The 281-nt window shown below is 42.0% G+C and carries 2 protein-coding genes; both read right to left on the bottom strand.

Annotated features, from left to right (window positions below; translation table 11 throughout):
- The coding region (locus ACFINS_RS10760; protein ID WP_375706268.1) for a biopolymer transporter ExbD at window positions 1-113 on the bottom strand (113 nt) is incomplete at its 3' end.
- Window positions 110-281: MotA/TolQ/ExbB proton channel family protein (locus ACFINS_RS10755; protein ID WP_375706267.1), on the bottom strand; the 172-nt coding region annotated here is incomplete at its 5' end. The genes ACFINS_RS10755 and ACFINS_RS10760, both read right to left, overlap by 4 nt.

Raw genomic sequence — 281 nt, 5'->3', positions numbered from 1 at the left:
ACCATAAAAACAATAAGCAACACTAAAACGACATCAATGAAAGGGGTAACATTGATCTCGTTGTGCAACCCACTCTCATCGAGATCCCAATCTTCATTAAAGTTTGCTTTCATTGTTTATGACTTTTCTGTTGTCTATATCGATCGAGTTCACGGCTCAAGAGTCTCTCAAGTGCAGCAGCGATATCACCCAAATCATTGCGATAACCGCTCAAAGCACGCATCAGGCTATTATACATAACAACAGCGGGAATAGCCACAAAAAGGCCGATAGCCGTTGCA

The sequence above is a fragment of the Bartonella sp. AA2SXKL genome, from assembly GCF_042197205.1.
Classification (GTDB): domain Bacteria; phylum Pseudomonadota; class Alphaproteobacteria; order Rhizobiales; family Rhizobiaceae; genus Bartonella.
Note: the sequence above shows the minus strand (reverse complement) of the source record. Positions and strands in the feature narration are given on the sequence as shown.